Source organism: Tsukamurella strandjordii, assembly GCF_039525985.1.
In the GTDB taxonomy this organism is placed as follows: domain Bacteria; phylum Actinomycetota; class Actinomycetes; order Mycobacteriales; family Mycobacteriaceae; genus Tsukamurella; species Tsukamurella strandjordii.
On the sequence record NZ_BAAAII010000002.1, the window covers coordinates 881191 to 902019 of the forward strand.

The following is a 20829-nucleotide window of genomic DNA, read 5'->3' on the forward strand; positions in this document are numbered from 1 at the left end:
TCCAGGCGGGAGGCGAACGCGTGGGGCGTTCGGGGCAGCGGAAGGGGGCCGGGTTCCTAGCGGACCCGACAACACTCCATGCAGCTGCGCACCTGGCTCATGGCAGCGAAATTAGCACCCGACCGGCGGCGTGGCAACAATTGCAATCATCGCTGCGCCGAATCCCGCGGGTGCGCCTTGCGCTCGGCGCGGGTGGCCCGGTTCGCCACTTCCCGCAGGTACACGGCCCGCAGGCCCTGCAGGGTGAGATCGGCCCGACGGTGCGTGATGCTCCGGCACTCGGTGGCCACCCCGTCGTCGTAGCCGCCGGTGGCGATCACCACGGCGCCCGGCACCGTCTCCAGGGCGCGCCCCACCAGGGCGTCGACCATGCCGGCGAAACCGTAGATGATGCCCGCCTGCAGCGCCTCGACGGTGTTCTTGCCGACCACCGACCGCGGCGGGACGAGCTCGACCCGGCGCAGGGCGACGGTGCGGTCGGCCAGCGCGTCGAGGGCGCTGCCGACACCCGGGGCGATGGCGCCGCCGAGGAACTCCCCCTTGGCGCTCACCACGTCCACCCGGGTCGACGTGCCGAAGTCCACCACGATGCAGGGCGCCGCCGCGGCGCGGCCGCACACCTCGAAGGCACCGGCGGCGTTGGCCACCCGGTCGGTGCCCACCTCGCGCGGATTGTCCACGTGCAGCGGCACTCCGGTTTTCACGCCCGGTTCCAGGATCACGTGCTGCGCGTGCGGGTAGTACCGCGGCGCCATGGCGCGCAGCGACCGCAGCAGCTCGGGCACGGTGGACAGCGCGGTCACGCCGGTCACCGCCGCCGGATCGTGTCCGTGGCCGGTGAGGAAGCCGCGGATCACCAGCGCCAGTTCGTCGGAGGTCATCCGGGGGTCGCTGCGCAGCCGCCAGGTACCCAGCAGCTCGCCCTCGCGCGCACCGTCTTCCGCCGCGAACAGGCCCACGGTGACCGAGGTGTTCCCGGCGTCGATCGCCAGGAGCATCAGACCCTGCCCGTCACCAGGCCGAAGCCGTCCGGCACGTGCGCGGCGTCGGCGGTGAGCTCGACGGGCTTGTTGTCGGCGTCGACGAAGACGACGCTGGGCGCGTAGGTCTTCAGCTCCGCCTCGTCGAGCTGGCCGTAGGCGATCAGGATGACGATATCCCCCGGGCTCACCAGATGCGCTGCGGCACCGTTGATTCCGATCACTCCGCTGCCGCGTTCACCGGCGATGGTGTAGGTCTCCAGGCGGGCGCCGTTGGTGACGTCGACGATGGCCACCTGCTCGCCCTCCAGCAGATTCGCGGCGTCCAGCAGGTCGGCATCCACGGTGACCGAGCCCACGTAGTGCAGGTTCGCCTCGGTGACGGTGGCCCGGTGGATCTTGGACGTCATCATGGTGCGCAGCATGGCTACTCGGCCTCCTCGAGGAATCCGGTGCCGATGGCGATGCCCACGTTGTCGAGCAGGCGGGTGTTGCCGAGCCGGGCCGCGACCAGCAGGCGGCCGTCGCCCTTGTCCGGCGCGGGGCCGAGGTCGGGGGCGCGAAGTTCCAGGTACTCGACCTGCACCTCGGGGCGCGCGGCCAGCACCGCATTGGCGGCGGCCAGGATCGCGGGCTCCCCACCCTGGGCGGCGTAGGCACCGGCCAGCAGGGCGGCGGACAGTGCGGTGGCGGCGTCGCGCTGCTCCTCGTCGAGGTACACGTTGCGCGAGCTCATCGCCAGGCCGTCGGGCTCGCGGACCGTGGGGACGCCGACGATCTTGACGTCCATGTTGAGGTCGGTGACCATCTGCCGCACTAGCACCAGCTGCTGGTAGTCCTTCTCCCCGAAGTACGCGGTGTTGGGCCGAACGATGTTGAGCAGCTTGGCGACCACGGTGAGCATGCCCGCGAAGTGCGTGGGCCGACTGTCGGCCTCCAGGCCGAGCCCGGCCGGTCCGGGGTGGATGGTGGTGCGGGGGCCGTTCGGGTACATGTCGGCCACCGACGGTGCGAACACCAGCTCGGCCCCGGCCGCCCGCAGCTTCGCGACATCGGCGTCGAGGGTGCGCGGGTAGGCGTCGAGGTCTTCACCGGCACCGAACTGCAAGGGGTTCACGAAGATCGAGACCACCACGATGGCACCGGTCAGCTTGGCGGCGTGCACGAGTTCGAGGTGGCCGTTGTGCAGAGCGCCCATGGTGGGCACGAACGCGATCTGCCGACCGGTGGAGCGGAGGGCGCCGGTCACCTTGGTCAGCTGCGCCGGATCGTGGTGCACGGTGAGCTGACCGGGGGTGTACGGGCGGGTGGGTGCGCTCATGAAAGCTCCTGGTGCGACTGAAGAACGGGTTCGATGACTGCGGAGGTGCCGGATTGGGCTGCCGCGCGCCGGGATTGGGCGCGGTAGGCGTCGGTGATGGCCGGGTCGACGGTGTCGAGGGCCGTGAGGTGCCGGGCGACGGCGGCGGCGTCGCCGCGGGCGGCCGGACCGGTCAGGGCGGCGGCACCGCTGCGCAGCGCGTTGTCGAGCGCGGCGCCGGCCAGTGGAGCGAGGACCCGTTCCGCCAACCCGTCCGCCGGTCCGCCGACGGTGTCGAGCCCCACCCCCGCGGCGAGCGCGGCGCGCAGGGCGAGCACGGCATCGTCGACCAGTGCGACCAGATGATTCGCGCCGTGCGCGAGTGCGGCGTGGTAGAGCGCGCGGGCCGATTCGGGGACCCGGACCGGCTCGGCGCCGAGTTCGAGCGCGAGGGCCTGGCCCACGGCGTGCCCCACCTCGTCGGAGGCGGTGATGCCGATGCAACAGGAGGCGAGCCGGGCGGTGTCCTCGGCGTCGTCCACGAAGGTCATCGCGGGGTGGAAGGCGATCGTGGTGCAGCCCAGTTCGGCGAGTGGGGCGAGCACGCCCACGCCGAGCGCACCTGAGGTGTGCAGCACGATCGCCGAGGGGTTCACGGTGGCGGCCAGTTCGGCGACCAGGTCCGGTAGCGCCGTGTCCGGGACGGCGAGGATCAGCAGTTCCGCCTTCTCGGCGACGGCCGAGGGTGCGGCGATCCGGGCCTCGGGCAGGAGCTGTGCGGCGCGTGCGCGGGAGCGGTCCGACGGTGCGGATGCCGCCGTCACGATGTGACCGGCGCGTTCGAGGGCGGTACCGAGGGCGGAGCCGACGCGGCCGGCGGAGATCACGCCCACGGAGAGCCGCGCGGGCGCGGGTGGATTCGGGATGCCCGCCAACAGATCTGGCGAGTCCGGGAACTCGGGCATGGGAGTTCTGCCTCCAAGGGGTCGTTCCAGTCCCGCAGCGCGGGTACCAGACGGTCACCGAAAGGCTATGCCCGCAGCGCGACGCGGGCAATCGGGTGTGAGCTAGCTCATCACTCCGGCTTGCGGCGGCGGCCGCCGGTGCGCTCGGTGTCGGCGTTCATCCGCGCGATCAGCTCGGCCACGGTGCTGCCCGAGGAGTGCTGGCCGCGGGTGGGATCGGCACCGTCGCCCTCGGGCTGAACGGCCGCACCCTCGGCCTCGGTGGGCCGCGGCGCCTGCTCCTCCTGCGGCCGCGCGTGGGCGGCGGAGGAGGGGGCGGGAGCGGAGGTCGGGAACGGGGGCACCGTGGGGATCTGCTGCACGTGCTCCGCCGGCGAGGGCTGCTGCGGCGCGCGCTCCGGAGGCGCGTACTGCGCGAACTGGGGCGGTGCCTGCTGCTGCGCGGCGTCCGGTGTGAATCGGCGCGGCGGGAAGGGCGGGCGGTAGCCGGACTGCGGGGCGAGCGGCACGAAGGGCTCGTCGGTGTCCGGGTCGATGTGCTCCACGTGCTCCACGTCGACCGGTTCGGCGTCGGCCGCCGGCTCGGGGGTCACGACGGCCTGGAAGACCGCGGTGGGCGCATCGTCGTCGGTCCGCTGCGGGGCGGCCGGCGGCACGTCCACCGGCGGGACGTCGACGGGCGGCACGTCCACCGGCGGCTGCTCGGCCGCGGGGAAGCCCGGCACCTCGGACACGGCGGAGGCGGCGCCGTAGTAGCTGTCGACATCGGGGACCTGCGGCGGCACACCGGCGAAGTCCTGCTGGGCGCGGAACCGGTCGTCGTCCTCGAAGACGGACTTGGCCTGCTGCGCGGCCAGGGCCCGCTGTTCGGCGGCGGCGTACAGCTCGGTGTACGAGGGGCCCAGGTCGCGGCCCAGCAGTTCCTCGAGGTTGGCGCGCAGCGCGAGCACCTCGGCCTTGAGCGCGGTGAGCTCCTCGTTGGATTCATCGCGCAGTTCGGCGCGCAGATCGTGTTCGAGTTGCAGCTCGTATTCGCGGCGCGCGGCGATCTCGCGTTCCAGCTGAAGCGCGTAGACGGCCTTCAGACCGCCCTCCTTCGACTCCACCGATCGCAAGTCCCGCTGGTTGCGGGCCACCAGGAAGGCGGCGATCACCAGACCCCAGATCAGCAGGATCAAGGACACCAGGCCCCAGCGCTTGTCGTCGGAGAAGACCCACATCCCGGTCCCGGCCACGGCCAGCACGATCACCGCGCCGAGCATCCACTGCCCGGCACCGGCGCTCGATCGACGCGCGACTCGTTTCCGATTGGCGGGATCCGTCATGATCGTGACATTACCGTTTACCGGCCACGATCCGGCACATGGACCTCGGAATGTCGCATACGCCGTCTTTTGTCCCAGCTTTCACACGCGACGTGCGGCGGATCAGGCGGGCGAGGTGTCGGCGGGCTGCTCGTCCGGATCGTCGGGCGTGCGGCAGCACCGCTCCAGCCACAGCGCCGAGGCGAGCAGCAGCACCGAGCCCACGAGTCCGATCCAGGCACCCGGCCGGTCGGCGTGCGTGGCGGTCAACTGGTTCCCGGCGGTCAGCAGGAAGGCCAGCGCGCCGCCGAAGAAGCCGAGCGACACCGCGCCCAGGTACGCCGAGGCCTTGGCCAGGGCCACCGCTCGGGCGACGGCGATCGGGTGCAGGCGACCGGGCCCCATCCCCACCTCGCCCTTCGCGAGCCGGGACCGGATGAGCTGCGCGATCCACAGATCGGCGGCGGCCACGCCGTAGAGCATCGCGCCGGCCCACACGGGGATCGGCGGAACCAGCTCCTTGACCAGCAGATAGGTGGCCAGGCCCACGCCCAGCACGATCGCCGCCAGCTCGACCCAGCCGGTGGAGCGGACGCCGGAGCCCTGCGGTTCGTCGGGCTTCTTCCGCGGATCGGACGGTGCACTCACAGCGCAGTCACCTCCGCGACCTCGTCGGCGGGCAGCGCGGCGATCAGGCCCGCCACGGCGCCGTGCCCGGGCAGCTCCGCCGCGGGGTCGGCGGCCAGCCACGGGACGAGCACGAAGGCGCGCTGGTGCGCGCGGGGATGCGGGACGGTGAGCTCCGGATCGTCGGAATGCACGGCGCTCGCGCCGTCCCACACGGCGATCACGTCGACGTCCAGCGTGCGCGGGCCCCAGCGGACCTCGCGCACGCGGTCGGCGGCGGCCTCCTGCTCGCGGGCGAAGGCGAGCCAGCCGGCGGCGTCCCGGGCGGGATCGTCGGCCAGCACCGTCGCGTTGACGAAGTCCTCCTGCTCCACCCCGCCCCAGGGCGGCGTGCGGTAGAGCGGCGAGGCGGCGACGAGGGCCGGTCCGAGCGCGTCGATGGCGGACCGCACGGACGCGGTCGCGTCACCGAGGTTCGCGCCGATGGAGAGCACCGCGCGGGTCACTGCGGCACTCCTCGCGCGCCGGCCCGCGAGCGACGGGCCACCACGGCCACATCGGCGAAGGTCAGCGGGATCGGCGCGGAGGGCTTGTGCACGGTGACCTCGGTGGCGTACACCCGGGGATCGGCCGCGATACCGTCGGCGATCTCGGCGGCCACGGTCTCGATGAGGTTGCGCGGCTCCCCCGCGACGATGTCGTGGGCCAGCTGCGCGAGCGCCCCGTAGTCCACGGTGTCGGCGAGGTCGTCGGACGCGGCGGCGGGCCGCGAATCCACCCACAGCACCAGGTCGACGATGAACTCCTGGCCGTCGCGGCGCTCGTGGTCGAAGACGCCGTGGTTGCCGGTGACCCGCAGCCCGGTGAGCTCGATCCGGTCGGCCATCAGGCACCGCCCCGCTGCCACGCCCGGGTCACCGCGATCGCGTCGGCGGTGGCGCGGACATCGTGCACGCGCACGCCCCACACCCCGGCCCGCGCGGCGAGCGCGGAGATCACCGCGGTGGCCACCTCGCGGCCCCCGGGGGCGCGTCCACCGAGCAGCTCACCCAGGAAGCGTTTGCGGGAGGCACCCACGAGGACCCGGAAACCGGTGTCCTGCAGCACATCCAGGCTGTGCAGCAGGGCCCAGTTGTGATCGCCGTTCTTGGCGAAACCCAGGCCGGGGTCGAGCACGATCCGCTCGGGTTCGATGCCCGCGGCGATCGCGGCGTCGGCCTGGTGCAGCAGTTCGTCGCGCACCTCGGTGACCACATCGGTGTAGTCGGTGACGCCGTGGTGGATGCCGCTCCAGGTGTCCGCGCCGGGGGCTCCGGGCGACGGGCGCCAGTGCATCAGGATCCACGGCGCGGTCGATCCGGCCAGCACGGCCGCCATGGCGGGGTCGGCGCGGCCGCCGGAGACGTCGTTGACGATGGCCGCACCGGCCTCCAGTGCGGCGGCGGCGACGCAGGCGCGCATGGTGTCGACGGAGACCGCGATCCCCTCGGCGGCGAGCGCGCTGATCACGGGGACCACCCGGTCGCGTTCGATGTCCGCGGGCACGCGGTGCGCGCCGGGGCGCGTCGATTCGCCACCCACATCCACCACTGCGGCCCCGTTCGCCACCAGTTCGCGGGCATGGGCCAGCGCGGCGTCGAGGTCCAGGTAGCGGCCGCCGTCGGAGAAGGAATCCGTGGTCACGTTGACCACGCCCATGATCAAGGTGGCCGCGGAGGGGCCTCGGGTGACGTTCACCGGCGGAGGATGAGATCGAGTGCCTCGGCCCGCGAGGTCGCGCTGTCCTTGAACGCGCCGCGCACGGCGGAGGTGGTGGTGCTGGCGCCCGGCTTGCGGATCCCGCGCATCGCCATGCACAGGTGCTCGGCCTCGATCACCACGATCACCCCGCGCGGATCGAGCTTGCGCACCACGGCATCGGCGATCTGGGCGGTGAGCCGCTCCTGCACCTGCGGCCGCTTGGCGTACAGGTCCACGACGCGCGCGAGCTTGGACAGGCCCGTGACCCGGCCACTGGGGCCGGGCAGGTAGCCCACGTGGGCGACGCCGTGGAAGGACACCAGGTGATGCTCGCAGGTCGAGTACATCGGGATGTCCTTGACCAGCACCAGCTCATCGTGGTCCTCACCGAACGTGGTGTCCAGCACCCGGTCGGGATCGGTGTGCAGGCCACCGAAGACCTCGGCGAAGGCACGGGCCACCCGCTCGGGGGTCTTCTTCAGGCCCTCCCGCTCGGGGTCCTCGCCGACGGCGATGAGCAGCTCCCGCACGGCGGCCACGGCACGTTCGTGATCGAACGGTGCGATGGCCGCACCGTCGCCCGCCGCCACGTCAGCGCTCGCTCGGTCGGTCCGGACCGGACTGCCCCGGCTCCTGTCCCTGCGGCGCCTGGCCGGGCTGGTTCTGCGGCGGCTGCCCCTGCGGGGGCCAGCCGGGGGCGGACCATCCGGCGGGGGCGCCGTAGTCCGGCCTGCTGCCGCCCACGGGGGGCTGGCCGTACTGGCCGGGCTGCGGGTAGGGGCTCGGCTGCGGGTAGCCGCCGGGCTGGCCGGGATACGGCTGGTTCGGGTATTGGGGTCCCGGGTAGGACGGCTGGCCGCCGCCCCACTGGTAGCCCGGCTGACCGTAGGCGGGCTGTCCGGCCTGCTGGCCCGGCACCGGCCAGGGCTGACCCTGGCCGTTGACCTGACCGTTCTGGCCCGACGGTGCCGCCGCCCCCGCGAGGGCCGCCTGCTCCGCCTTCTTGCGCTCGGCCTCCTCGTCGACCGGCGGCCAGGGCTCGCCGTTCTCGATGGCGATCTCCTTGGGCGTCTTGATCGGCGGCTTGGTGGACGGCGTGCGGTGGCCGAAGTCGTCGAACTGGGTGATGCGCGGGCGCTTCTCCACCGACGCGAAGATCCGCTCGAGATCCTTGCGGACCAGCGTCTCCTTCTCCAGCAGCTCGCCGGCCAGCACGTCGAGCACGTCGCGGTACTCGGTGAGGATGGCCCAGGCCTCGGTGTGCGCGGCCTCGACCAGCGAGCGCACCTCCTCGTCGATCTGGCTGGCGACGGCCTCGGAGTACTGCGCGCCACTGCCGATGCCGCGGCCGACGAACGGGTCGCCGTCCTCCTGGCCGTAGCGCACGGCGCCGAGCCGCGCGCTCATGCCGTACTCGGTGACCATGGCGCGGGCGATCTTGGTGGCCTGGTCGATATCGCTCGATGCACCCGTGGTGGGCTCGGCGAAGACCAGCTCCTCCGCGGCGCGGCCACCCATCGCGAAGATCAGGCGTCCGATCATCTCGTTGCGGGTGTACATGCCCTTGTCGTTCTCGGGCACGGCGAGCGCGTGGCCGCCGGTGCGGCCGCGGGCGAGCACGGTGACCTTGTACACCGGGTCGAGGCCGTCCGTGGCCCACGCGGCGAGGGTGTGGCCGCCCTCGTGGTACGCGGTGACCTTCTTCTCGTGCTCGGAGATGATGCGGTTCTTGCGGCGCGGGCCGCCGACCACGCGATCCACGGATTCCTCCAGGATCGGGGCGGTGATCTGCGTGCCGTTCTCGCGGGCGGTGAGCAGCGCGGCCTCGTTGATCACGTTGGCCAGGTCGGCACCGGACATGCCGGGCGTGCGCTTGGCCAGACCCGACAGGTCCACGTCGTCGGCGAGCGGCTTGCCCTTGGCGTGCACCTCGAGGATCGCCTTGCGGCCGGCCATGTCCGGGTTGGACACGGGGATCTGGCGGTCGAACCGGCCCGGACGCAGCAGCGCCGGGTCCAGGATGTCGGGACGGTTGGTGGCCGCGATCAGGATGATGCCCTGGCGGTCGCCGAAGCCGTCCATCTCGACGAGCAGCTGGTTGAGGGTCTGCTCGCGCTCGTCGTGGCCGCCGCCCATACCGGCGCCGCGCTGGCGGCCGACGGCGTCGATCTCGTCGACGAAGATGATGCAGGGGCTGTTCTCCTTGGCCTGCTCGAAGAGATCGCGCACGCGGGAGGCGCCCACGCCCACGAACATCTCGACGAAGTCCGAGCCGGAGATGGTGAAGAAGGGCACGCCCGCCTCGCCCGCGACGGCGCGCGCGAGCAGCGTCTTACCGGTGCCGGGCGGGCCGTAGAGCAGCACGCCCTTGGGGATCTTCGCGCCGAGGGCCTGGTAGCGGGCCGGGTTCTGCAGGAAGTCCTTGATCTCGTAGAGCTCCTCGACCGCCTCGTCGGCGCCCGCGACATCGGAGAAGGTGGTCTTCGGCATGTCCTTGCTGAGCTGCTTGGCCTTGCTCTTGCCGAAGCCCATGACCCCGCCCCGGCCGCCACCCTGCATGCGGTTCATGAGGAAGAAGAACAGGCCCACCAGCAGCAGGATCGGCAGCAGCGTGAACAGCAGCATCGAGATCCAGGGCGATTCCTGGGTCACGTTGGTGGTGTACGCGACCGGCTTGCCGTCCGGCGTCTTGGCGTCCTGGACGTCGGCCAGGATGTCGCGCGCGGTGCCGGCCGGGTACTTGGCGTAGATCTTGGTGCCGTCGGCACCGTCGACCGCCTTCGCCAGCGTCACGCGCAGCGTCTGCTCGCGGTCGTCGATCTGCACGTCGGTGACGTTCTTCGACTGGAGCTGCTCGACCACCACCGAGGTGGCCACCGGCTTGTAGTCGCGGTTACTGCCGCCGACCATGGTGAACGCCCAGATCAGGAGCACGAAGCCGGCGATGATCGCCAGCGTCCGGATGAGTGATTTGCGTTTCATATCGCTTCGCCTCGCGGGCTCGTTGTCCTTTTCCAGCGGCGGGCGCGGGTAGCCGCGCAGGTCGACTTCCCAGGTTACCGTGCGCGGTGCACGGGACGCCGGGCGCGGCCGTGCGCCCTGGGCGAACATGTCCGTTTCGCTGCCGATAGGGTTCGGCGCGTGACCGATCCCCAGCACCCCCAGGACCCCGCGCAGTACCCGCAGTACCCGGGAGCTCAGCAGTACCCCGGCGCCCCGCAGTACCCGCAGCGCCCGGTCGCCGCGGCCGCACCGTCGCCCGCCTGGCGCAGCCGTTTCGACTTCTACAACACCTACGGGCACCCGTCGGCCTCGCCGCAGGGCACGGCGGCGTTCAAGCAGTTGTCCTTCGGTGAGCGGTTCCGGCTCTCGGGCAACGGTCCGGCCTTCTTCTTCGGCCCGATCTACTTCGCGATCAAGGGCCCGTGGCGCAAGGGCCTGAGCCTGTTCGGCATCGCCTCCGTGATCAGCATCCTGGTCGGCATGATCGAGGTGGCCTTCGGCATCTCGATCCCCGCGGGGGCCTTCGGCGCGGCGATCGGCGTGCTCTACTCGACCACCGCCAACTGGGCGTACTACCAGCACGTGGCCTACGGCAGCACCAGCTGGAACCCGTTCGAGGATGTTCCGTTGCTGCGCGCCAGGAAGTAGCGGGTCAGACCTCGAGCTCGGCGGCCACGGCCAGGAGCTCCGCCTCGCCGCCCGGGCGGGCGATCAGCTGCACGCCCTCGCCGCGGACGGGCACCGTCATCGCGGGCCAGCCGAGCAGGTTCCACAGGCTGGGGTGCGGCGCGTAGCCGAGGCTCGCGGCGGCGCTGGCCGCCCACGGCAGGGCGCTGTACCGGCGGGCCCGCGCCGGACGACGCGCCAGCGTGGGCGTCACCAGAACGTCGATCCGCTCGTTCGCGAAGAACCGCTCCAGCACCGATTCCAGGGCCGCGGCGTCGGCGGGGCGCACGAGGCCCCGGTCCGCGACGAGCCGCCCGAGGGCCGCGTGCCGCCGGGTGCGGGCTTGCAGCAGGGAGGCGTCGGCACCGCGCGCCACGAGGTCATCAGCATCGGTCGCTGCGGCGGCCACCCAGCGGGCGAGCAGCGGGAGCGGCGAGGCCGGGTAGGGCACGCGCACCTCACGCACCGAATGTCCCTGTGCGGCAAGTGTGGTCGTTGCTCCGCGGACCGCGTCCACGATGGTCTGCGAGGTGAACGTGGCCGGGGTGGGCCGGTTCAGGCCGAGGCCGATCCGCAGGCCCGCGGCGTCGCCGATCTCGGCGAGGTCGGGCCGCCCGGCCATCACGGAGAGCCCGAGCGCCGCGTCGGCGACGGTGCGGGTCATGGGTCCGTTCTCGGCCATGCCGAACCAGTTCGTGGGGCCCAGCTCCGCCGGCACCACGCCGCGTCCCGGCTTGATCGCCACGATCCCGGCGGCCGCGGCGGGCCCGCGGTGCTCACCGAGGCCGTCGTTGCCGTGCGCCAGCGCGACGTGCCCGGCGGCCACCACGGCGGCGCTGCCGCCGGAGCTGCCGCCCGGGGTGCGGCCGGGGCGGTGCGGGTTCGCGACCACGGCCTCGGCGTCGTCGGTCATGGCCCACAGACACAGCTCGGGTACCCGGGTGAGTCCGACCACCACGGCGCCGGCGGCGCGCAGCCGCTTCACCACGGGATGGTCGGTCTGCTCGACCGGAAGGCCGGCGCCGCATTCGGCGGACACCCCGTCGAGTACCCGGTAGCCGGACACGGCCACGTTGTCCTTGATCGCGATGGGCACACCGGCCAGCGGCAGCGAGTAGCGATCGGGGCGTGCGTCCACGGCGGCGGCCTCGGCGAGCGCCTCCTCGGGGCGCAGCACCCGCCAGCCGTCGACCTCGTCCTCACCGATGCGGTCCAGTGCCTGCCGCGTGGTCTCGACCGCGGTGTGGCGGCCTTCGCGCACGCCGTCGGCGGTGGCCGCAGCGGTGAGCAGGGTCATTCGCTGTAGACCTTGGGCTCCAGGATGCCGATGTACGGCATATCGCGGTAGCGCTCGGCGTAGTCGAGGCCGTAGCCCACCACGAATTCGTTGGGGATGTCGAAGCCGACCCATTTGACGTCCACGTCCACGCGCACCGCGTCGGGCTTGCGCAGCAGGGTGACCACCTCGAGCGAGCGCGGATGCCGGCTCGCGAGGTTGCGCAGCAGCCAGCTGAGCGTGAGGCCGGAGTCGATGATGTCCTCGACGATCAGCACGTCGCGGCCCTCGATGTCGCGGTCGAGGTCCTTGAGGATGCGGACCACGCCGGAGCTGGAGGTCGACGAGCCGTAGCTGGAGACGGCCATGAACTCGAGCTGCGTGGGCACGGGCAGGGCGCGCGCCAGGTCGGTCACGAACATCACCGCGCCCTTGAGCACGGTGATCAGCAGGAGATCGGAATCGCCCTCGCGGTCGGCGTACCGCTCCGCGATCTGCGCGGCCAGTTCGGCCGTCCGCTCCTTGATCTGGTCCTCGGAGAGCACCACCGAGGCGATGTCTCCCGCGTACAACTCACCCGTGCCGTTCACCACGCCCTCAGGATGCCACCTGCCCGGGACACCTGCAGCCGCCGCCCCGCACTTCCGCCGGGTACCGCGGTCGGTCCCTGCCCGTGCCACTCGCTGACCAGGGCGTCCACCGCGGCGAGGTGTGCGGCGGTGAGTGCGCGGGCGCCGCGGTCGGCGAGCCAGGCCCGCAACGCCCTTCGGCGCAGGGCGGGCGGGAGGGCCTCGATGTCGGCCACCGGGAGTTCGGGTCCCGACGGTGCGGGCGCGAGTGCGTCGAGCGCGTCGTTGTCCGCGCGCAGGGATGCGGCGGTCCGGGCGAGCGCCTGCGCCACTCCCCCGCCGAGCACGTCCTCCAGGAGCGGCAGCACGTCCCGGCGCAGTCGCACCCGGGTGTAGCGGGGGTCGGTGTTGTGCGGGTCGTCCCAGGGGGTGAGGCCGAGTTCGGTGCAGGCGGCGGCGGTGGTGTCCCGGCGGACGCCGAGCAGGGGCCGGCCGTACGGGGCGGCCCACGGCGCCATCCCGGCGAGCGAGCGGGCGCCGGAGCCGCGGCCGAGGCCGAGCAGCACCGTCTCGGCCTGGTCGTCGAGGGTGTGCCCGAGGAGCACGGGTAGGCCCTCGCGGTGGGCGTCCAGGGCCGCGTACCGCGCGGTGCGGGCGGCGGCCTCGGGACCGCCCCGCTCGCCGACCTCGACGGTGAGCCGCTCGGCGCGGCGGGCCCCGATCTCGCGGGCCTGCTCCACGGCGCGGGCGGCCACGGCGGCCGAGGCCTCCTGCAGCCCGTGGTCCACCACGAGGGCCACGGGGTCCAGTCCCGCGGCGACGGTGCCGGCGAGCAGGGCCAGGGAATCGGCGCCGCCGGACAGGGCCACCGCCACCGTCGACGGTGCGCCGTACCGCGCGGCCCAGTCCTGCACGGCGCGGCGGACCTCCAGGGCCGCGGGGCCGGGGCGGTTCACGGTGTCGGTCCGCCGAGAACGCGTGCGATCCAGCGGGCGGGTTCGTCGAACTCCTCGTCGCGGGGCAGGGTCTCGGGCCCGGTCCACACGGTGTTGAACCGGTCCATGCCCACCTCGGCCACGACGGCGTCGACGAACTTCTTGCCGCGCACGTACTGCGCGATCTTGGCGTCCACACCGAGCAGGGCGCGCAGCACCCGTTGCAGCGGGTTCGACGGTGCCGCGCGGCGCCGGTCGAAGGCGGCGCGGATGGTGCCGACGGTGGGCACCACCGCGGGTCCGGCGGCGTCCATGACGTGATCGGCGTGCCCCTCCAGCAGGGTGCCCAGGATCAGGAGGTTCTCGATGGCGGCGAACTGTTCTGCGGGCGCGGCGATCTGGAGCAGGCCGATCACGCCGTCGTGGCGCTTGCCGCCGCGCAGCGCCGCGGTGACCCGGGCGATGAGGTCGCCCACGGAACCGGTCCCGCCCTCGCCGGTGAGCGCGGCGACGTTGTGCCGCATGTGTTCCCGGAGCCACGGATTGGCGGCGAACTGCACCCGGTGGGTCACCTCGTGCAGGCACACCCACATCCGGAAGTCGTCCGGATCGAGCCCGAGGGCGCGTTCGACGGTGAGCACGTTGGGGACGACCAGCAGCAGCTCACCGTCGGGGGTGCCGAACGGGTCGTACTGCCCCAGAATCGATCCGGAGACGAAACCGAGCATGCCACCCGCCTGGAGTCCGGAGATCCGGGCCGCGACGCCGGGGCGTCCGGGGGCGTCGCCGTCGAGCAGTGCGGACATCGAGCGGGCGGCGGCATCGACCCACTCGCGGCGGTCCACGGTGCGGGCGGCGGGGATCTCGGCGCCGGTCGCCAGGCCGGTCACATCGCGCACGTGCCGCTCGGCTGCGGCGGCGAACTCGGCGAGTTGGGCGGCGGCGCGGTCGCGGGTGTAGCTGGTGGTGGCCGGGCCGGAGCCGGTGATCCGGCGGGCGGTGGCGGCGGCCAGCGCCCAGTCGACCTGCGCGCGCGGGATCCGACGGGCGGCCATGGCGGTCAGCGGCAGCCGCAGCCGCGGAGCGCGGCGGTCACGGCGTCCATCGCGGGTCGCGCGACGTCGACGGGGGTCCCGGCGGACATGAGGGTGAAGGTGATGATCGAGCCGTCGCGGCCGGCGACGTAGCCGGCGAGGGTGCTCACCCCGGACAGGCTGCCGGTCTTGGCGCGCACGTAGCCGGCACCGGCCCGGTTGACGGTCACGTACCGGTCGGACAGGGTGCCGCTGGAGCCGCCGACGGGCAGCGTGTCCAGCAGTGGACGCAGCTGCGGCTTGGCGTTTCCGGCTGCCGCGGTGAGGATCTCGTCGAGCACGCGGGCGGGGATGCGGTTGAGGGTGGACAGTCCGTCGACATCGGAGAGTTCCACCCCGGCGAGGTCGAATCCGGCGGTGCGCAGCGCGCCGGTCACCGCGCGGGCGCTGCCGTCGAAGGAGAGGGGTTGCCCCGCGGCGGCGGCCACCTCGCGGCCGATGGACTCGGCGAGCACGTTGTCGGAGTGGATCATGGCGTCGCGCAGTCGCACGTCCAGGGGCGCGCTGCGCACGGAGGCGAGCTGCGCCGCTCCCGACGGTGCGGTGCCCGTGGTGACGGCGGTGGCGGGCAGGCCGAGCGCTGCCGCGAGGGCCCGGCCGGCGGAGAGCGCGGGATCGGTGACGCGGGGCGAGTAGTCCTCGCCGGGGCGGATGCGGCCGGCGTCGGCGGTGAGCGCCTGCATGGGCGTCACATCGCCGCCGGCGATGTCCGCGCGCTCCCAGCCACGGGCGAAGTCGCTCCCGGTGAACAGCGAGGCGTCCACGATCACGCGGCTGACCTTGGTGCCGCTGCGGCGCAGCTGGGCGGCGAGATCGGAGATCTTGGGGGCGTCGGTGAACATCGAGTCCGCGCCGGCGCGCAGGGTCGGGTCGCCGGCGCCGACGAAGACCACGTCGCCGGGCTGCGCGCCCGCGACCACGGTGGTGGTGATCCGCTTGTCGGCGGGGAGGGTGAGCAGGGCCGCCGCCGCGGTGAGCACCTTGGTGGTGGAGGCCGGGGTCCTGGGCCGAGTGGCGTCGCGCTCCCAGAGCGTGGTGCCGCTCGCGGCGTCCACGATCACCCCGGTGAAGTCGCCGAGGTCGGGGTTGTCGAGGGCGGCGGCGATCTGCGCGCGGACCCCGGCGGGCGTCGGGGCCGCGGTGGCCGCCACGGGCTGCAGCGCGGGGGTGTACGCCGTCTCCACCGGGCGGGGCGGGACCTGCGCGTCGAGATCGCGGCCGTCGCGGTAGGCGGCGTAGCCGAGGGCGGCGGCGAGCACACCGACGACGACCAGCGCCAGCACGATCACGGTGATCGTCAGGCGCACCAGGGTTCGTCGGATCCGCGAGCGTGGCACCGTACCACCCTAACGGCACGGCGACACCGGAAGCGGAGCGAGCGGGTCGGATCCGGTCCGACCCGGGTATCCTCGGCGTGCATGGTTGTCGTGGAGTGAAGGGAACTGCAGCGTGGAATTCGAGGTCACGGTCGAGATCGCCAAGGGCTCGCGGAACAAGTACGAGGTGGATCACAAGACCGGCCGTCTCAAGCTGGACCGCTACCTCTACACGTCGTTCGGGTACCCCACCGACTACGGCTACATCGAGGACACCCTCGGCGAGGACGGCGATCCGCTCGACGCGCTGGTCCTGCTTCCGGAATCGGTGATCCCCGGCTCGATCGTGGACTGCCGCGCCATCGGCATGTTCAAGATGGAGGACGAGAAGGGCGGCGACGACAAGGTCCTCGTGGTGCCCGCCGGCGATCCCCGCTGGGACGCCATTCAGGATCTGGAGCACATCGACAAGTTCGAGCTCGACGCGATCGAGCACTTCTTCGTGCACTACAAGGATCTCGAGCCCGGCAAGTTCGTGAAGGGTTCGACCTGGGTCGGCAAGGCCGAGGCGGAGAAGGAGATCGCCGCGTCGGTCGCGCGCGCCGAGGCCGCGGCCGAGGGCATCGACAGCTGATCGGCTCCGACGGACGAACGCGGCGGCGAGGTTCTCCTCGCCGCCGCGTTCGTCGTTCCGGGGTCGGTTACAGCTTGGCCGCGACCCGCTTGATCATGTCCTCGAAGCCGGCCCGGTCCACCTTGCCCTCGGCGTCGGGGTTGGCGAAGACCATGGCGGTCACTCCGCCCTTGGCGAAGTAGGCGTTGGCGGAGGCCGCCTTCTGATCGCCCACGGCCCGCTCGAACTCCAGGACGAAGCCGGTGGCGCCGGTGCCCTTCGGCAGGTCCTTGCGGGTGGTGGTCTGCTGGACCGCCCCGAGGCGCACCTGGGCGCACTCGCCGGTGCCGGCGGCCTCGAAGACGGACACCTTGGCCTCACCGGGGAGGAAGTTCACGCCGTAGGTCACCTGCTGCCCCTTGGCGACGTTCTGTTGCGTCCCGTACTTGACGGTGTCGGCCACCTCCTGCTGCGCGGCCACGTTCTTGTCCTTGCACGCGGCGGGGGTGATCTCCACGTCCTTCATCTGCTGCACCGCCTGCAGCGAGCTCATCAGCGCGCTGTCGGCGGGCACCGTCGTCACGGTGTAGCCCTCGGGCAGGTCCGCCTGGACCAGCGCCTTCGAGGCCGCGGGCGAGGCACTGTCGGCGCTGGACGACGACGGTGCGCTCTCGCCCCCGCCCCCGCAGGCGGTGAGCGCGAGGCCCACCGCGGCCACTCCGGCGACGACGGAGCTGATACGAACCGGACCGGTGCGGCGCAAGGGAATCTCCTCTGGGGCGGGAACGACCGAAATCCGTTAGACCTTAGCGAAGCGCCGCAGGAAGGACTCGGTGAAGGCCGGATACCGGCCGTCGGCGAGCGCGCGCCGGGCCTCGGCGGCGAGGGACACGAAGAAGTGCTCGTTGTGCAGGGTGCACAGGGTGACGGCGAGGCCCTCGTTCGCGGCGAACAGGTGGTGCACGTAGGCGCGGGTGAAATCGTCGGCCGGGTTGGCCGGCCCGTGCCGCTCGGCACCGGGGTCGAGCGGCCGGAAGTCCGTGCGCAGCGCGGAATCCGTGACATCGACGATGCCGTCGCGGGTGTACACGCGCCCCTGGGCGGCGGCCTCCGCGGGGGCGGTTCCGTCGATCACGTCGATGCCCGCCTCGATGGCGGCGAACAGGTCGGCCGGGGTGGCGATGGCGGGCAGGTGCCGCGGGCGTTCCCGGTCGAGTTCCTCGACGGCGGCGCGCAGCTGGAGCGATTGTGCCGACGCGGAGCCGATGCCGTCGATGCGGTAGCCACCGAATCCGAGGCCACCGGCCTGGACGTCCTGTTCGGAGAGGCGGCGCAGTCCGCGTGCGGCGGCACGGCGCAGACCGGCGTCGGCGCCGCCGGTGACCACGGCCCACAATGATTGCCGGTCGCCGCGGTCGGCGGTCTGCCAGGAGTGCTCCACGAGTGCGCGGGCGGCCCACCGCTGGGAGCGGTCGACGCCGGCCTGCAGCTGTGCGCGGGGCGCGGTCGCGGGCACCGGATCGGCCAGCGCGAAGGCGATGTCGACGCCGATGCGGTGCGCCACGCGGACGGCCTCCTCGGGGTCCCAGCGGTGCGCGCCACCGTCGAGCCGGCTCCGGAAGGCGATGCCCTCCTCGGTCACCCGGGTCTTCTTCGCCGCGGCGACGGCGGTGATGCCGGTGTCGCCCAGGGTGGGCGCGGTCCAGGCCATGGCCTTGCCGATACCGCCGGCGCCCTCGATGACGGCGGTGCCGGGCTGCAGGTAGAGCTCGTGCAGGTCCACGGTGAGCGCCTGCACGCCGAGTCCGGCCAGGACCTCGGGGGTGATGCCGGCCACGGCGCCGCGCGTGGCGACGGGCAGGTAGGCGGGCGTGGCGATCTCGCCGTGCGGGGTGCTGACACGCCCGATCCGGGCGGCGCCGGGTCCCTGGGCCTCCACTCGGAAGGAGACGGGGTCGGACGCGCCCACGGCGCGCAGCCGGGTGTGCCCGGCGATGGCGCGGTAGCCGGTGCGCAGCTCGGCGAGCTCGGCCGCCAGTTCCGCATTCTGGGTGCGCAGCTCGGCGATCTCGGCCATGGCCGGATCGACGGCGATGGGGCGGGTGCGTTCTTCGTCGGGCTGCACGGGATCGACGGTACGCGGCGGAGCCTTCGGCGTCTCCCCCGTGAGCGCGGCCGGAGCGCTGGCGGCCGGAGTGGTGGCTGCGGGGGTCTCGATCTCGGCGACGGGGCCGCCGGCGAGCACCGCAGTGGCGACCTCCTCCTGCACCGACTCGATGGCCGGCCCGGTGCGCAGCGGCACCGACTTCCAGAACAGCACCAGCACCAGGCCGATCGCGGAGAGCACGGTCACGGCCAGGAAGACGGTGTCCATCGAGTCGGCGAACCCGGCCTTGAAGGGGTGCACCAGGGTCGACGGGAGCTTCTGCAGCGCCGAGGTGTCGGACATGATGCCGCTGACGGCGCTCGAATCGCGGTTGGCGAGCTTGGTGGCGAAGTCCTGGGCGGCCGGACCGTCGTGGCCGGCGGCGGCGCGCTGCAGAGCGGCCGTGTACTCCGGATCGGATGCGGCGTCGGTGAGCCGGGACTGCATGTTCTTCGGCATCTCCGAGAACAGGACGGAGAGGAAGACGGCCACGCCGAGGGTGCCGCCGATCTGCCGGAAGAAGGTGGCGGCGGCGGTCGAGACGCCCATATCGCTGGGCGGCAGGATGTTCTGCATCGCCAGCGTGAGCGGCTGCATCAGGTTGCCGAGGCCGAAGCCGATGAGCGCGGCGCCCGCCATCACGGCGCCGAGCTTCACATCGGCGGTCACGTAGTGCAGGGCGAACATGCCCACGGTGAGCAGGACGGCGCCGATGATCGGGTAGATCCGGTAGCGGCCGGTGCGCGAGATCATCTGGCCCGCCAGGATCGAGCCCATCATGAGTCCGAGCACCATGGGCAGCATCATGAATCCGGCCACGGTGGGGCTGGCGCCGCGGACCACCTGGAAGTACTGCGGCAGCAGCGAGATTCCGCCGAACATCGCGGCGCCCACGACCACGGAGATCAGCACGCCCTGCGCGAAGATCCGGTTCTTGAAGATCCGCAGCGGGATGATCGCGTCCTCGCCCATCATCTTCTCGACGATGATGAAGGCGAGCACACCGCCCGCGCCCACGGCGTAGCAGGTGATGGACTTGGTGGAGCCCCAGCCCCATTCGCGGCCCTGTTCGGCGACGATCAGCAGCGGGACGATGCCCAGGGCGAGGGTGAAGGCGCCCACCCAGTCGATCCGGACGCCCTCGCGGCGGGTGTGCGGCAGGTGCAGGACGCGCGAGACCACGAGCAGCGCGATGATGCCGATCGGCACGTTCACCAGGAACACCCAGCGCCAGCCGGTGATGCCCAGGATGGAGTCGGCGCCGGAGAAGACGCCACCCAGCACGGGCCCGAGCACTGAGCTGGTGCCGAAGACGGCCAGGAAGTAGCCCTGGTAGCGGGCGCGTTCGCGGGGCGGCACGATATCGCCCACGATGGTGAGCGCCAACGACATCAGGCCGCCGGCGCCCAGGCCCTGGACGGCGCGGAAGGCGGCGAGCTCGTACATCGAGGTCGAGAAGCTGCACAGCAGCGATCCGAGTACGAAGACGATGATCGCGAACATGAAGAAGGGCTTGCGCCCGTAGATGTCCGAGAGCTTGCCGTACAGCGGGGTCACGATCGTCGACGTGATGAGGTACGCGGTGGTCACCCAGGCCTGCAGCTGATATCCGCTCAGGTCGTCGGCGATGGTGCGGATCGCGGTGGAGACGATCGTCTGGTCGAGCGCGGCGAGGAACATGCCGGTCATCAGTCCGGCCAGGATGTAGAGGATCTGCTTGTGCGTCAGCCCCGGCGCCGCAGCGTCGTCGATCACGGGCTGTTCGGTGGTGGCTGTCATCCGGGCTCCCGCATCAGTCGGAGGGCTTGTTCGAACTGGTGCAGGGCGCGGTTGCCCAGCTTGACGAACTGGTCGATCTCGTCGTCGGACCACTGGTCCAGCAGTGGCCGCAGTCGCTCGTTGCGGGATTCGCGGATGGCTGCGACCTTCGCCTTCCCGGTGTCGGTGGCGGCGACGAGGGCGGCGCGGCGGTCCGACGGGTCCGGGCTGCGTTCGGCGTACCCGAGATTGGTGAGGGTGGTCACGTACCGGCTGGCCGTCGACGGGTCGGTGTGGATCTGCTCGGCGAGCACGGAGGACCGCATGGGTCCGCCGTTGACCAGAGCGAACAGCGCCGAGTATGCCGCGAGCTCGACCCCGTCGGGCGCCACGGCGTGCCGCGTCATCGCGGAGTGCCGTTCCTTGAGTCGGGTCAGGTCGGAGATCACGCGGACCAGATCCTCGATCCGTTCCGCCCGTTCATCGTCGGTCATCTCGCCTCCGCAGCTTCCACCCCGGGCCGCGCACCTGTGCGAC

Annotated in this window: 21 protein-coding genes and 1 pseudogene; 2 read left to right on the top strand and 20 right to left on the bottom strand. The window is 72.4% G+C overall.

Features of this window, described 5'->3' with window-relative positions; all coding sequences use genetic code 11:
* Positions 1-146 precede the first annotated feature (146 nt).
* From ABD108_RS05140 to ftsH, 11 genes are all read right to left on the bottom strand, one after another.
* On the bottom strand, positions 147-998 hold the full coding sequence (locus tag ABD108_RS05140) for a type III pantothenate kinase (RefSeq protein WP_343929647.1): 852 nt from the start codon (positions 996-998) through the stop codon (positions 147-149).
* On the bottom strand, positions 998-1405 hold the full coding sequence (gene panD / locus ABD108_RS05145; protein ID WP_343929649.1) for an aspartate 1-decarboxylase: 408 nt from the start codon (positions 1403-1405) through the stop codon (positions 998-1000). The genes ABD108_RS05140 and panD overlap by 1 nt, the downstream gene beginning before the upstream one ends.
* A gap of 2 nt (positions 1406-1407) precedes the next feature.
* Positions 1408-2301: a pantoate--beta-alanine ligase gene (gene panC, locus ABD108_RS05150; RefSeq protein ID WP_220656691.1), complete on the bottom strand. Its 894-nt coding sequence runs from the start codon at positions 2299-2301 to the stop codon at positions 1408-1410.
* Positions 2298-3245: a Rossmann-like and DUF2520 domain-containing protein gene (locus ABD108_RS05155; protein WP_343929651.1), complete on the bottom strand. Its 948-nt coding sequence runs from the start codon at positions 3243-3245 to the stop codon at positions 2298-2300. The genes panC and ABD108_RS05155 overlap by 4 nt, the downstream gene beginning before the upstream one ends.
* A 110-nt stretch (positions 3246-3355) precedes the next feature.
* A complete protein-coding gene (locus ABD108_RS05160; RefSeq protein ID WP_343929652.1) occupies positions 3356-4570 on the bottom strand; it encodes a DUF6779 domain-containing protein in 1215 nt (404 codons plus the stop codon).
* 102 nt (positions 4571-4672) lie between these two features.
* Entirely contained in the window at positions 4673-5197 is a 525-nt protein-coding gene (locus ABD108_RS05165) for a DUF3180 domain-containing protein (RefSeq protein ID WP_220656694.1), read from the bottom strand.
* Positions 5194-5682 carry a 2-amino-4-hydroxy-6-hydroxymethyldihydropteridine diphosphokinase gene (gene folK, locus ABD108_RS05170; RefSeq protein WP_343929654.1) on the bottom strand — a complete coding sequence of 163 codons (489 nt, stop codon included), beginning with the start codon at positions 5680-5682 and terminating at the stop codon, positions 5194-5196. The genes ABD108_RS05165 and folK overlap by 4 nt, the downstream gene beginning before the upstream one ends.
* Positions 5679-6062 (bottom strand): dihydroneopterin aldolase, encoded by a 384-nt coding sequence (gene folB / locus ABD108_RS05175; RefSeq protein ID WP_220656696.1) that lies wholly within the window; start codon positions 6060-6062, stop codon positions 5679-5681. Before folB ends, folK begins: the two co-directional genes overlap by 4 nt.
* Positions 6062-6874, bottom strand: a complete 813-nt coding sequence (gene folP / locus ABD108_RS05180) for a dihydropteroate synthase (RefSeq protein WP_220658481.1) — start codon at positions 6872-6874, stop codon at positions 6062-6064. The genes folB and folP overlap by 1 nt, the downstream gene beginning before the upstream one ends.
* Positions 6875-6909: 35 nt before the next feature.
* On the bottom strand, positions 6910-7506 hold the full coding sequence (folE, locus tag ABD108_RS05185; protein ID WP_220656697.1) for a GTP cyclohydrolase I FolE: 597 nt from the start codon (positions 7504-7506) through the stop codon (positions 6910-6912).
* Between the two features lies 1 nt (position 7507).
* Positions 7508-9898: an ATP-dependent zinc metalloprotease FtsH gene (gene ftsH / locus ABD108_RS05190; protein ID WP_220656698.1), complete on the bottom strand. Its 2391-nt coding sequence runs from the start codon at positions 9896-9898 to the stop codon at positions 7508-7510.
* Positions 9899-10057: 159 nt separating this feature from the next.
* Between ftsH and ABD108_RS05195 the strand changes: the two genes are divergently transcribed.
* A complete protein-coding gene (locus ABD108_RS05195) occupies positions 10058-10567 on the top strand; it encodes a DUF2628 domain-containing protein (RefSeq protein WP_343929656.1) in 510 nt (169 codons plus the stop codon).
* Between the two features lie 4 nt (positions 10568-10571).
* Here the strand turns inward: ABD108_RS05195 and ABD108_RS05200 are convergent, their stop codons facing one another.
* From ABD108_RS05200 to dacB, 5 genes are read right to left on the bottom strand one after another with little or no spacing between them, the layout of a single operon-like run.
* Positions 10572-11882 carry an amidase gene (locus ABD108_RS05200; protein ID WP_343929658.1) on the bottom strand — a complete coding sequence of 437 codons (1311 nt, stop codon included), beginning with the start codon at positions 11880-11882 and terminating at the stop codon, positions 10572-10574.
* On the bottom strand, positions 11879-12451 hold the full coding sequence (hpt, locus tag ABD108_RS05205; protein ID WP_344186963.1) for a hypoxanthine phosphoribosyltransferase: 573 nt from the start codon (positions 12449-12451) through the stop codon (positions 11879-11881). Before hpt ends, ABD108_RS05200 begins: the two co-directional genes overlap by 4 nt.
* A complete protein-coding gene (gene tilS, locus ABD108_RS05210) occupies positions 12448-13386 on the bottom strand; it encodes a tRNA lysidine(34) synthetase TilS (RefSeq protein WP_343929660.1) in 939 nt (312 codons plus the stop codon). Before tilS ends, hpt begins: the two co-directional genes overlap by 4 nt.
* Positions 13383-14420, bottom strand: coding sequence for a zinc-dependent metalloprotease (locus ABD108_RS05215; protein WP_343929662.1), 1038 nt, complete (start codon positions 14418-14420; stop codon positions 13383-13385). The genes tilS and ABD108_RS05215 overlap by 4 nt, the downstream gene beginning before the upstream one ends.
* A gap of 5 nt (positions 14421-14425) precedes the next feature.
* Positions 14426-15796 carry a D-alanyl-D-alanine carboxypeptidase/D-alanyl-D-alanine endopeptidase gene (dacB, locus tag ABD108_RS05220; protein WP_220656704.1) on the bottom strand — a complete coding sequence of 457 codons (1371 nt, stop codon included), beginning with the start codon at positions 15794-15796 and terminating at the stop codon, positions 14426-14428.
* 112 nt (positions 15797-15908) lie between these two features.
* Between dacB and ABD108_RS05225 the strand changes: the two genes are divergently transcribed.
* Positions 15909-16409 (top strand): inorganic diphosphatase, encoded by a 501-nt coding sequence (locus ABD108_RS05225; RefSeq protein ID WP_220656705.1) that lies wholly within the window; start codon positions 15909-15911, stop codon positions 16407-16409.
* Between the two features lie 67 nt (positions 16410-16476).
* Here ABD108_RS05225 and ABD108_RS05230 read toward each other — a convergent pair whose 3' ends face one another.
* From ABD108_RS05230 to ABD108_RS05245, 4 genes and pseudogenes are all read right to left on the bottom strand, one after another.
* Positions 16477-17151 carry a hypothetical protein gene (locus tag ABD108_RS05230; protein ID WP_343929664.1) on the bottom strand — a complete coding sequence of 225 codons (675 nt, stop codon included), beginning with the start codon at positions 17149-17151 and terminating at the stop codon, positions 16477-16479.
* Positions 17152-17187: 36 nt separating this feature from the next.
* Complete coding sequence (locus ABD108_RS05235) at positions 17188-18465, bottom strand: tRNA-ribosyltransferase family protein (protein ID WP_255585726.1); 1278 nt, start codon at positions 18463-18465, stop codon at positions 17188-17190.
* A gap of 171 nt (positions 18466-18636) precedes the next feature.
* A pseudogene (locus ABD108_RS05240) lies at positions 18637-20313 on the bottom strand (MDR family MFS transporter); the annotation flags it as partial.
* Complete coding sequence (locus tag ABD108_RS05245; protein ID WP_305110227.1) at positions 20310-20786, bottom strand: MarR family winged helix-turn-helix transcriptional regulator; 477 nt, start codon at positions 20784-20786, stop codon at positions 20310-20312. The gene ABD108_RS05245 and the pseudogene ABD108_RS05240, both read right to left, overlap by 4 nt.
* Positions 20787-20829 lie beyond the last annotated feature (43 nt).